Source organism: Streptomyces sp. 2P-4, assembly GCF_030167965.1.
In the GTDB taxonomy this organism is placed as follows: Bacteria; Actinomycetota; Actinomycetes; order Streptomycetales; family Streptomycetaceae; genus Streptomyces; species Streptomyces globosus_A.
The window spans coordinates 352,736-364,974 of the sequence record NZ_CP095012.1; the positions used below are offsets into that span (position 1 = coordinate 352,736).

A 12,239-nucleotide genomic window follows, 5' to 3' on the forward strand; every position below is an offset into this window, starting at 1 on the left:
TTGTCACCCCCCACTGACAATCGACCCCGGCTCCGGCTCCGGCTCCGGTCCGGCCCGACCGGGGCGGAACGCCCGCAGCCGCCGCCTACCGCCGCCCGAACCGGGTCCGGTACGCCGACGGGGTGATGCCCGTCTCACGGCGCATCAGCGTCCGCAGACGCGCGGCGGTCCCGAGCCCGCTGCGCCGCGCCACCACCTCCAGGCGCGCCTCGCCCCGCTCGATCAAACGGCAGGCCAGGGCGACCCGTTCCGCCGTGAGCCAGGCCAGCGGCGTCGTTCCCAACTGGGCCCGGAAACGGCGGTGCAGCGTCGCCGGGCTGACCGCCGCGCGCGCCGCGAGATCGGCCACCGACAGCGGTGCGTCCAGGCGCTCCAGCGCCCAGGCCAGGACCGGCGCGAGGGACTCGTCGGGCAGGTCGGGCACGGGGCGCTCCACGAACTGGCGCTGGCCCCCGTCGCGGTGGGCGGCGAACACCAGGCGGCGGCTCACGGCGGTCGCGACCTCAGCGCCGTGGTCGCGGCGCACGATGTGCAGCCCGAGGTCGAGCGCGGCCGCGCTGCCCGCCGCGGTGAGGATGTCGCCGTCGTCCACGAACAGCACGTCGGACTCCAGCCGGACGGACGGGAAGCGCGCCCGGAAGGAGTCCGCCCACTGCCAGTGCGCGGTGGCCCGGCGCCCGTCGAGCACACCGGCCTCCGCCAGGGTGAAGGCGCCACTGCAGAAGCCGACCAGGCGCGCACCGCGCGCATGGGCGCGGCGGACGGCGTCCAGCACGGCGGGGCGCCGAGGAACCTCCACGTCGGGGCGGTTCGGGACGATCAAGGTGTCCGCCGCCTCGGCCGCTTCCAGGCCGGCGACTCCCGTCAGGGTGAAGAACCCGTCCCGCATCAGGGTGCGGGGCTCGGGGGAGCAGAGCGCGAACTCGTACAGGTCACGCCCGATCTCCGGTCGGCGCAGCCCGAACACCTCGGTCGCGCAGCCGAGCTCGAAGGGGTTCGAGTTCGCGTCGACGACCACGACGACCCGGTGCGCGCCTGCCGGGCGCGGTGCGTGCGAGGATCCGTGCGGCATGTGTGATTCCTAGCACTCACACCGCCTGCCCGGCAATGCGGACGATGGGCCCATGAGCAACGCACCCGTCTCCCTCGCCAAGGCCCTGGCCTCCTTCGACGCCCTGTGGAGCCCCCGCATCGTCACGCAGGTCAACGACTACGACGTGCGCATCGCCAAGGTCGGGGGCGAGCACGTCTGGCACGCCCACGACGACACCGACGAGTTCTTCCTCGTCCTCGACGGAGAGCTGCACATCTCCCTGCGCGAGCCGGAGGGGGAGCGCACGGTCCTCCTCCCCCGGGGCTCGGTCTTCACCGTTCCCAAGGGCACGCACCACAGGCCGTACGCCCCGTCCGGCGCCGCGATCCTCATGTTCGAGCCCACGGGGACGCCGACCACCGGCGACCGCCACGACGAGGTACCGGCCCACGTCGACGTGACGACCGGTCACGCACTCGGCACACTCGGGGCCTGAACCGGCGGCCCGCCGCAGGCAGCGTCCTCCAGCGGTGGACATCGCTGCACCCGCCTGCCGCCCGGCGACCGCGTGCGCTCGCCGGGCTCGCGGACGTCTCTGCCGGGCCAGACCCCCTCGTCCGCCCCGTCCCGGCGACAGGGGCCGCGCCACGGTCGGGCCGCGCGGGGTGAGCCACGCCTTCCTCGCCGCGGCCGCCGGACACAGGGCCCCAGGTCCGGGCCCCAGGCAGCAGGCTGACCGGGCCCGCCGGCCCGTCAGAGCCAGCCCTGCTGCGCCGCCTTCAGGCCTGCCTCGAAGCGGCTCGTGGCGTGCAGGCGCTCCATCAGCGCGGCCATCTGCCGCCGGACCGTCCGCAGTGAGACCCCCAGCCGCTTCGCCGCCGCCTCATCGGTCATGCCCGACGCCAGCAGCCGCAGCAGCTCCAGCTCGGCGGCGGTCGGCTGCGTGTCGCTGGGGCGCGGGCGGTCCGCCCCGAGGGGCACCGCCGCGTTCCACGTCTGCTCGAACAGGGTGATCAGCGAGGCGACGATGCCCGGCGCGCGCGTACACAGAGCGCCCAGACGGGAGTTGGCCGGGTCGATCGGCACGACGGCGACCGTGGCCGTCCTCTCCGACCTCATCTGGGCCCATGCCCGAGCAGCCCACGGACTCGAACACGTCCGGGCCAGGCCCTGCGACGCAGGCGTCGACCTCTACCTCTTCTTCCGCGCCGCCTCCGAGGCCGCCGCCCTCGACCAGGCCCGCGCCCTCCTCTCCGGCGCCCGCGCCCCGCTCCGCGCCCACGGCTACGCCACCCCGCCGCCGGGCCGCCCACCCGCCAAGGACCAAGGAACGCAGTGACCAACACCCTCCTCCAGGCCGCCCGCAAGACCGCCGTCGCCGCCCTGTCCGGCGTGCTCGGGGCCGGGCTGCTCACCGCGGCGACCGTCGCCGCCGCCCCGGCCGCCCAGGCCGCGACGACGTGCAGCGGCACCGCCTCGATCTACGGCGTCCTCCCCGACGGCCGCCTCACCTTCAGCAGCATCACGCCCGCCACGGGCGAGCTGAAGAAGGTCGTCATCGGAGCCGACCTCGGCTTCGAGCCGAAGGCGATGGCCACCCTCAACTTCAACACCGTCCTGGTCACCTCGACCGCCGGCGCCCTCTACCGCCTGGACGTCCTCACCAACAACACGTCGCTCGTACTGGAGCGCCCGCCCGTCAAGCTCTTCGACAGCGGCTGGACGCACGACAAGCTCACCTACGACGGCCACGGCCACCTGTACGGCACCGCCGGCGGCCTCCTCCTCCAGTACCTGGTGTCGCAGCCGAAGCCGACCGGTTCGGCGCACATCGGCCAGCGCAGGGAGATCGGCAGCGGCTTCGTCCTGAAGACCCTCACCGCCGCCGGCGACGACCGCCTGCTGGCGACCACGGGGGCGGGCGCCCTGTACTCGTACAGGATCGACAGCGCGGGCGGGTGGAGCCGCGACGACCTGAAGGCCTCTGGCTGGTCCGCCTTCGACCAGCTCGTCTCGCCCGGCGGCGGCCTCTACTACGGCCGGATCGCCACCACCGGCGCCATGTACTGGTACAAGGACGCCGATCCGGCCGACGGCAGCGGCAGCGACATCGCCTACCACAACGACACGCCCGTCAACACCGGCGGCTGGACGCAGCAGCTGCTCTCCGCCCAGCCGGGCACGTTCACCTGCACCACCGCCGCGGACCCGCTCGACGGCCGCGACATCCCCGCCGTGAAGGCGGCCGGCCGCGACCTGATGAACCGCCACGACGGCGGCGTCTGGAACAACTCCACCCAGTGGAGCTGCCTGGAGCAGCTCTGGGACAGGGAGAGCGGCTGGCGCTACTGGGCCGACAACCCGAGCTCCAGCGCGTACGGCATTCCCCAGGCCCTGCCCGGCTCCAAGATGGACGCCTTCGGCGACGACTGGCGCACCAACCCGATCACGCAGATCAAGTGGGGCCTGTCGTACATCGACGGCCGGTACGGCACGCCGTGCGGCGCCTGGAACCACTTCCTGAAGAACAACTGGTACTGACGCGCGCCGCGGCCGCGGCCCCGGCCGCACCCCGCGCCTCGTACCCCCCGGCCTCACGCTCTTCCGCCCCGCCCGGCTCAGGGCTGTCCGAAACCACCGGAGAAGAACCCATGCGTCGCTCGTCGTCCCGCACGCTCCGCCTCACCGCGACCCTCGCCGCGGCCGCGACCTCCCTCGGCCTGGTCACCCTCACCACGGCGACGCCGGCCCAGGCGGCCGCCATCTGCGGCGGCAACGTCTCCGTCTACGGCACCCTGCCGGACGGGCGCCTCACGTACACGGCGATATCCCCGACCACCGGCGACCGCGTCAAGACGCTGATCGGCGCGAACCCGGGCTTCACGCCGAAGGCGATGGCCACCCTCAACTTCAACACGGTCCTCGTGACGTCCACGGCGGGCGAGCTGTACCGCGTCGACATCCAGACCAACGACAGCGCCCTGGCACTGGCCGGCGTGACCAGGATCTGGGACAGCGGCTGGACCTTCGACAAGATGGTCTACGACGGCGCCGGCCACCTCTACGGCACGGTCGCGGGCCAGCTCCACCGCTACAACGTCTCCCAGGCCAAGCCCGCCGGCCCGGCGCACATCGCCAAGCACGTCGTGATCGACGAGGGCTTCGTCCTCAAGACCCTCGCCGCGGCCGGCGACGACGTCCTCGTCGCCACCACCGCCGACGGCAGGCTGCTCTCGTACCAGATCAACGGCGTCGGCGACTGGGAGCGCTCCGAACTGAAGAGCAGCGGCTGGTCGGCGGTCGACAGCCTCGTCTCGCCCGGCGGCGGCCTCTACTACGGCCGCACGAACGGCGGCATGTACTGGTACCACGACGCCGACCCCACCGACGGCAGGGGCGGCGACATCGCCTACCACTCCGACGACCCGGTCGACGCGAGCGGCTGGACGCAGACCCTGCTCTCCGCGTACGCCAACGACTGCACCTACCAGCCGCCGGCGCCCCCGACCCCGACCCCGTCCACCCGCGGCGGCCAGATCACCCGTACCGAGATCATGAGCCGCGCCGTGAACTGGCTGAACCGCGACATCCCGTACAGCCAGAGCGCGTACGCCTCCGACCCGGACGGCGGCCACTCGTACCGCACGGACTGCTCGGGCTTCATCTCGATGGCCTGGCACGCCGGCAGCAGCTACACCACCGCCACCCTCCCGGGCGTCAGCGCCACCATCTCCAAGTCGGACCTCCAGCCGGGGGACGCGCTGAACACGTCGTCCGGGCACGTGGTGCTCTTCGAGAAGTGGGTCGACAAGGCGGCCGGCAAGTTCTCGTACATCCACCAGTCGAACCCGAACGACGACATGATGCGCGGCCAGGACTACCTCAACGGCGGCTCGGACGGCCGCATCGCCGGGCACGCGGCGTCGGGGTACGTGGCCCTCCGCTACGACAAGGTGATCAACGGCTGACACCGGCACACCCCGGGGCCCGCGGGGCCGCAGCACGCAGGCTGCGCACCGCGGGCTCCGCTGTTGCCGGGCGCGTTCAGACTCAGATCATTGCAACGGAAGCCTCTTGCGTATTGCATTACCGCTCACGCTCACCGCAACGATTGCAAGTCAACTACCTGCACAAACGTAAATATCAAGCAGTAGGCATGTTGATGCTTGCTCAAACGCAACGTAGCTTTTCTGGTGTCGGAAACAAGAGCGAACGCCCCCAAACGGAGGACGACACCATGACGACGACCCCCTCACCCTGGACCGGCACGGTCACCGTCGACGACACCGCACTCGCGGTGACCGACACCGGCGGCCCCGGCCGCCCCGTGGTCTACCTCAACGGCTGCTACGCCGACCAGTCGCACTGGCGCCGCGTCATCGCCGACCTCGGCAGCACCGACTTCCGCCACATCACGTTCGACGCGCGCGGCCGCGGCAGGTCGCAGCGCTCCGCGGACTACTCCTTCGAGGCGTGCCTCCGCGACATCGACGCGGTCCTCGCCGCGCGCGCCGTGGAACAGCCGATCGTGGTGGGCTGGTCCTACGGCGCCGCACTCGCCGTCAACTGGGCCGCCCGCAACCCCGGCCGCGCCCGGGGCGCGGTGTGCGTGGACGGAGCGCTGCCGCACGAATGGCTCGACGACGCCGCCCGCGAGAAGATCCGCAAGCTGTTCCGCCGGCTGAGCCCGCTGTTCCCGGTCGCCCGCCGACTCGGCCTGGCGGCCCGCATGAGCGCCGCGCAACACGCCGAAATCAACATCGAGGCGAACGAACTCTGCGCGCCGGCCGTCCTCGACCCCGTCCTGGACAGCCTGACCCTCCCGGTCCGCTACGTCCTCGCCACCGGCGGCAACCTGGGCGGGGAAGCACAGCTGATGGAGAAGATCCGGGCCGACCTGACCCCGGCCACCCTCCGCAACCCGCACATCCGCATCGCCGCGAAGGCCCCCAGCAACCACTCGAAGATCCTCCGCAACGACTTCCGCGCGGTAGCGGACACCGTCCGCGAACTCGCCGGCGCCCCGCGCAGCCCCCAGGCGGCCTGACCCGTGACGCCCCCACCGCACCGGAACCCGGCCGCCGCAGCGAATTCGCCCGCGGCGACCGGTGCCGCGGGGCACACCGGTCAGGGCCGGCGCGCCCCGCGGGCCGCACGTTCCCGCCACAGGCAGTAGACGCCGGCCGGATCGCTCCAGGAACTCCAGGGTCGCGCACCCACCGAGCCGTCGACGAGCCGGAACTGCGCGAGCGCCTCGTCGTACCGCTTCTGCCGGGTCAGGAAGTAGGCCAGCAGGTGCCGTACTTCCGCCGTGTTCGGGTGCCCGGCGGGTGCCGCGGCCACGTCCGCGAGTGCGGCGTCGACCGCGGCCGTCAGCTCCGGAGTCCTGAAGTCGCCCGCCTTCGCGCCGTCGTCGTGGTGCTCGTACCACGCGATCAGCGGCAGCGCCGCGAGCAGGCTCCCGCGAGGGGCCGTTGCCGCGGCCTCCCGCGCGAACGACGCGGCCAGCTCCTCCGAGCCGCGCCACTTCGCGCACCAGAACTGAAGCGCCGCGCAGTGAGCGGCGTAGTGGTACGGGTCGCGGGCCGTGATCTCCTTCCATAGCGTCTGCATGTCCGCATGGGAGCGGCCGAGGCCCACCGCCACCCAGATCTCGTTGACGTGGGGTCCGGGGTCGTCCGGATTCAGATCCGCTGCACGTGCGTTCTCGGCCGGCGCCTGGACCAGGGTGCTGTGGAACCCCGCGAACTGCTCACGGCTGGTGTCCTTCGCCCAGCCGCCGCCCCGCAGGTCCCAGGCCAGCGCGATCGTGGCCTGCGCCCGTACGAGCACTGCGTCCGGGTCGTCCGGGCCGACGGAAGCCTCCCACGCGGCCAGCCAGCTGTCCGGGCGGGCGGCCCGGTGGTCGCCGAACGCCGCGGTGTAGTGGGAGCGGCGAGCCCAGTCCCTGCGCTCCCGGCTCGATGCGAGCAGCCGTGCGGCAGGCTCCCATATGCCGCGTGCGGCGGCGGCCTGCGCCAGTTCCAGCTCGGGTTCGGGAGCCGCCCGGGACGCATTCTGCTGCGAGGCGGGAAGCAGCCCCAACTTCTGGGCCTTGGCGGACGGATCGCGGGAGGAGGAACCACCGGTGGTGCTGCGGTAGTAGACGACCGCCACGGCGATGGCGACGGCGATGGCGAGGGCACGTGCGATGTCCACCATCACGCACTGCCTCTCCGGCGGGCGCCCGCCACGGGCACGGCGGTGCACAGCGCGCGCACGGATACAGCCATGAAGCGGTTTTCCCCCGGTTCGAGAAACAGGTCGGTCGGGAGCGGGCCGGGAGCACCCCGGCGCCCCGCAAGTCCGTTCCCCGTGGAAGGTGATCATCGCATGATCTGCTGCTCCCCTGGACTGCAAGGCGGGCCGGTGAGGGGATGTACACCACCCCGCGACGCCCGCCGGGGCGAGCCCCCTTCGGTCCTCGCCCCGGCGCTCGAACGTCGCCGTCAGCTGATGACGTCACCTCGTACACCTACCTGGGCGGCGCCGCCTGGGCGAAGAGCACCGACGAGTTCACCAAGGCCGAGGACCGCGTCCACTCCGTGTCGCGCGGCTACGGCCTGGTGCAGACCCGCACCGGCGCGGCGGACGACCCGAAGACGCTGACGGAGACGCGCTACTTCCGCGGCCTCGACGGCAAGGAGGTCAAGGACTCCGCCGGGGCAGCCGTCACCGACCGGGACGTCTTCGCCGGCACCCCGCGCGAGACCGCGCTCGACAACGGCGACGACACGGCCAAGCTCCTGACGGCCATGTCCGTCACGCCGTGGGTCTCGGCCCTCAGTGCCACCCGCATGCGCGCGGGCCTGCCCGACCTGGTCGCCGTCAAGTCGGGCACGGAGAAGCAGTCCACCCGCACGACGACCGCCGGCGGCACCCGCACGGTCGAGTCCACCACCCACCACGACGACCTCGGCATGGTGGACTGGGTCTCGGAGACCGGCGACACGGCCAAGACCGGCGACGAGAAGTGCACCAGCAGAATGACGGGGGCGACGGCTACGACACCGTCTCCAGCGTCCCCTCGACCTGCGGCCCTGCGAAGAACGCGCTCTGCTACGACATCCACGGGCGCCAGCTCGCCTCGGCCGACGCCTACGGCAAGGTCACCACGACCGCGTACACGCCGGCCACGGGCGAGGCGCCCACCTCGATGACGGTCACCAACCCGCTGGGCCACACCGTCACGTCCGAGGTCGACCCGCTGCGCTCGCAGCCGGTGAAGGTCACCGACGCCAACGGCAAGGCCACCAGCACGGCCTACGATGCCCTCGGCCGTATGACGAAGGTCTGGCTGCCGAACCGGCCGATGGCCACCTACCCCGATTCCCCCAGCCGCGTCTTCGCGTACACGATCCGCAACAGCGGCCCGAACGTCACCACGTCGAAGACCCTGACCCACGACCAGAAGTACTCCGTCGTCCACTCCATCCAGGACGGCCTGCTGCGCGAGCGCCAGACGCAGACGCAGTCGCCCGACCTGGCCGGACGCCTCGTCTCGGAGACGTTCTACGACACCCGCGGCCTGGCCTGGCGCAGCTCCGGCACCTACTACGCCGACGGAGCCCCGTCGCCCGACCTGGTGACCGGTGCCGAGACCGCCTACCCGTCGTCCACCGACACCGTCTTCGACGGCGCCGGCCGGCCCACGGCGGTCATCGCCAAGAAGTTCGGCACCGAGACCCGCCGCACCACTACCAGCTACACCGGCGACACCACCACGGTCGTCCCGCCCGCGGGCGGAGTGGCCACCACCGACGTCACCGACGCCCTCGGCCGCGTCATCAAGCGCAAGCAGTACACCGACCCCGCGCGCACGGCGTCCCAGTCGACGCACTACACGTACAACAAGCTGGGGCTGCTGGCGCAGGTCACCGACCCGGGCAACGCGAAGTGGACGTACACCTACGACGTCCGCGGCCGCCAGATCGAGGCGAGCGACCCCGACAAGGGCGTCACCAAGACCGCCTACGACGCCGGTGACCGGGCGACCGACGTCACCGACGCCCGCGGCATCACCCTCCACACCGACTACGACGACCTCGGCCGTCCGGTCGCGACCAAGCAGGGCGCGACCACCCTGACGGCGCACGTCCACGACACCGTCGCCAAGGGGCACCCGGCCAAGTCCGTCCGCTACGAGGGCGGCAAGGCGTACGAGTCGGAGATCCTCTCCTACAACGACCTGTACCAGCCGCTCGCCACGACGGTGACCATCCCGGCCACCCCGGATACGGGGGCCCTGGCCGGCACCTACCAGTGGACGAACACCTACAACATCGCCGGCCAGGTCCTCACCACCAAGCACCCCGCGATCGGCGGCCTGCCGGCGGAGACGGTCGGCAGCACCTACAAGTCGGTCTCCGGCCTCCTCAACAGCATGGGCGCCGGCACCACCCGACTCGTGTCGGCCATGGCGTACGACCACTACGGCCGCACCACCCGCTCCGAGCACGGAGCCCTCGGCCAGCGCCTGTACCGCACCACCGAGTACGACGAGCACACCGGCCAGGTCACCCGCTCCTACACCGACCGCGACACCGCACCCCAGCGGATCGAGGACACCAAGTACGGCTACAACCCGGCCGGCAGCATCACGTCCATCGCCACCGCGTACGGGCAGGACGCGCTGCGCACCACGGACACCCAGTGCGTCAACCTCGACGCGCTGAACCGCATCACGCAGGCGTGGACCAACCAGGGCGAGACCTGCGCGGCGGCCCCGTCGGCGGCTGTCATCGGCGGCGAGGACCCGTACTGGACCTCGTACACCTATGACGCGGTCGGCAACCGCAAGACCGAGACCAAGCGCAAGACGGCCTCGGGCCCGGCGGCCGACACCGTCCGCACCTACCAGGCCCCGACACCGGGCAAGCACGACCTGCCCAAGGTCACGCAGACCGGAGTCGACCCGCACGAGGAGGTCTTCACCTACGACGCGGCCGGCAACACCAAGACCCGCAAGACCGGCGCGGACACCGAGACGCAGTACCTCGACTGGGACTCTGAAGGCCACCTGAAGACCCTCAACCAGGGCACCTCCAGCAACTCCTTCGTCTACGACACCGCGGGCCAGCGCCTGCTCCGCAAGGACAGCAAGGGCACCACGCTGTACCTGCCGGGCGGCAACGAACTGCGCCTGGACAAGGCCGGCGCCGTGTCGGGCACCCGCTACTACGGCGGCGTGGCGATGCGCGAGGGCGGCAAGCTGACGTACCTCTTCGCCGACCACCACGGCACGGGCACCATCCAGGTGACCGGGGACGCGGCGCAGACGGTGACCCGCCGCAAGACGGGCATCTTCGGCGAGGCCCGGGGCCCGCAGCCGGAGTCGTGGGCGGGCGACAAGGGCTTCGTCGGCGGCACGAAGGACACCGACACCGGTCTCACCCACCTGGGAGCCCGCGAGTACGACCCGCTGACGGGCCGCTTCATCTCGGTCGACCCGATCATGGACCTGTCCAGCTCGCAGCAGATGCACGGGTACGTCTACTCCAGCAACAACCCGGTCACGCTCTCCGACCCGTCGGGCCTGATCGAGACGGACTGCCTGAACGGCCACTGCGATGGCAACTACGACCCGCGCGACGACAAGAAGCCGGTATCGGACCCGACCCGCAAGAAGGCAATAACGGGCGGCTACAACAGCCACAACGACTACCGGAAGCCGACGCTGCTGGAGGACGACTACGGCCTCACGATCCGGCTGCCAAAGAAGAAGCAGCAGCTCTTCATCAAGCTGTACGCCCAGCAGTACATCAAGCAGACCACCAGGTACGGCCTGGGGTTCTCAGAACAGGACGACTGGATCAACAAGACGCAGGCGATGATCTACGCCTGCGAGGCGATCAAGTGCGCCGAGCTCCGTGACTACGTGATCCAGCACGGCCTCGCCGTCGAAGCCGTGTACGGACCCTGGGAGGGCCGAAACCTCAACGCCCGGGCAGTGCCGAAGGCGATGCCCGCGAACTACCGCAAGATATCGACGGCCAAGGTGACCGGCTGCCAGTGCTTCCTCGCTGGCACGAAGGTCGAGATGGCCGACGGCACGACCAAGAGCATCGAGGACGTGCAACTCGGCGACGAGGTCAGGGCCACCGACCCGCGCTCCGGCGAAACCGGCAAGCGCCCCGTCACCCGCCTGATCGTCACCGAGAACGACAAGCACTTCAACAAGCTGTCCATCGCGACGCAGGAAGGCATCACCGAACTCACAGCAACCTACGAGCACCCCTTCTGGTCGCCATCTGAAAACGCCTGGCTGGACGCCGCCGACCTGAGGCCCGGCATGACGCTCCAGACGAGCGACGGCACCACGGCCATCCTGACGGCGAACCACCCCTTCACCCAGCACGCAAAGACGTACAACCTCACGGTCGCAGACCTCCACACGTACTATGTGCTGGCGGGGGCCACACCAGTCCTCGTTCACAACTGCAATGTGGACCCTCAGGGTGCCCCTGGGGGAAAGAACGGCGCTGCCGTCAGCATCAAGCAGGTGAAAATGGCACTGGGTAGGGCTGGCATGGGCGTTTCCCGGTACGACATCGTGCACGTGCCAGAGATCCGCACTGCAGGAGATGGTCTGCCTGCCTATGGAAACAGTCCTCACGACGGCAATGGCATGCCGAATCTGGGCCCGCGAGGACGTCCGGTAATCCAGATCTCCAACATGGGACTGGCTGATATGGATACGGCTGTGGCCATGATCTTCCACGAGATCCATCATCACCGGATGTACGCCACCTGGCCGGGATCCATGGGTGGAACAGAGTCCGCTGCGGAAGCATTCGGGCAAGCTATGCTCGGCGTTTTCAGGCGAAGGACGGGTTCATGATTCAGCTAACGCGCTTCACTCCCTCGGAAGTCGAGGCACTCGGGCGGGATCGAAACTTCCTCCGAGACCAGTCAGAGTGGCTTTGCCCTTCGTGCGGAGAGGTTTCGGTTCGCACCTACCTCAGAAATACGAAACACGCGAATCGTCCCGCAGTGATCAGCTACACGTGGTGTGCCGCATGCCGCAAGATGTATGGCTCAACCGGTCCTCTACCACCCGGTCTGACCATCTCGGATCCATGGCGGGAGTTGGACCCGGCGGCGTGGGAACAGTTCGATACCAGCCTGCCCGGGCTCTTCGCTAAGCTCGACCGACTCTGGGAGGACG

9 protein-coding genes and 1 pseudogene are annotated in these 12,239 nt (G+C 70.6%); 7 read left to right on the plus strand and 3 right to left on the minus strand.

Annotation, left to right across the window (positions count from 1 at the left end):
* Window positions 1–85 precede the first annotated feature (85 nt).
* Window positions 86–1,072: a GlxA family transcriptional regulator gene (locus MUK52_RS32195; protein WP_114059348.1), complete on the minus strand. Its 987-nt coding sequence runs from the start codon at window positions 1,070–1,072 to the stop codon at window positions 86–88.
* 52 nt (window positions 1,073–1,124) lie between these two features.
* On the opposite strand from MUK52_RS32195, the gene MUK52_RS32200 reads away from it, so the two are divergent.
* Entirely contained in the window at window positions 1,125–1,529 is a 405-nt protein-coding gene (locus tag MUK52_RS32200) for a cupin domain-containing protein (protein WP_114059349.1), read from the plus strand.
* A gap of 257 nt (window positions 1,530–1,786) precedes the next feature.
* Here MUK52_RS32200 and MUK52_RS32205 read toward each other — a convergent pair.
* Window positions 1,787–2,125: pseudogene (locus MUK52_RS32205) on the minus strand (LuxR C-terminal-related transcriptional regulator); the annotation flags it as partial.
* A 4-nt stretch (window positions 2,126–2,129) separates the two neighbouring features.
* On the opposite strand from MUK52_RS32205, the gene MUK52_RS32210 reads away from it, so the two are divergent.
* From MUK52_RS32210 to MUK52_RS32225, 4 genes are all read left to right on the plus strand, one after another.
* Window positions 2,130–2,372, plus strand: coding sequence for a hypothetical protein (locus MUK52_RS32210; protein WP_284581942.1), 243 nt, complete (start codon window positions 2,130–2,132; stop codon window positions 2,370–2,372).
* A complete protein-coding gene (locus MUK52_RS32215) occupies window positions 2,369–3,574 on the plus strand; it encodes an aggregation-promoting factor C-terminal-like domain-containing protein (RefSeq protein WP_246043017.1) in 1,206 nt (401 codons plus the stop codon). Before MUK52_RS32210 ends, MUK52_RS32215 begins: the two co-directional genes overlap by 4 nt.
* Before the next feature lie 110 nt (window positions 3,575–3,684).
* A complete protein-coding gene (locus MUK52_RS32220) occupies window positions 3,685–5,001 on the plus strand; it encodes a hypothetical protein (RefSeq protein WP_114059351.1) in 1,317 nt (438 codons plus the stop codon).
* 269 nt (window positions 5,002–5,270) lie between these two features.
* A complete protein-coding gene (locus MUK52_RS32225) occupies window positions 5,271–6,080 on the plus strand; it encodes an alpha/beta fold hydrolase (RefSeq protein WP_284581943.1) in 810 nt (269 codons plus the stop codon).
* 80 nt (window positions 6,081–6,160) lie between these two features.
* Here the strand turns inward: MUK52_RS32225 and MUK52_RS32230 are convergent, their stop codons facing one another.
* On the minus strand, window positions 6,161–7,234 hold the full coding sequence (locus tag MUK52_RS32230) for a hypothetical protein (protein WP_284581944.1): 1,074 nt from the start codon (window positions 7,232–7,234) through the stop codon (window positions 6,161–6,163).
* 215 nt (window positions 7,235–7,449) lie between these two features.
* Between MUK52_RS32230 and MUK52_RS32235 the strand changes: the two genes are divergently transcribed.
* Complete coding sequence (locus tag MUK52_RS32235; RefSeq protein WP_284581945.1) at window positions 7,450–8,232, plus strand: hypothetical protein; 783 nt, start codon at window positions 7,450–7,452, stop codon at window positions 8,230–8,232.
* A 152-nt stretch (window positions 8,233–8,384) separates the two neighbouring features.
* A complete protein-coding gene (locus MUK52_RS32240; RefSeq protein WP_284582062.1) occupies window positions 8,385–11,912 on the plus strand; it encodes a polymorphic toxin-type HINT domain-containing protein in 3,528 nt (1,175 codons plus the stop codon).
* Window positions 11,913–12,239: the final 327 nt, after the last annotated feature.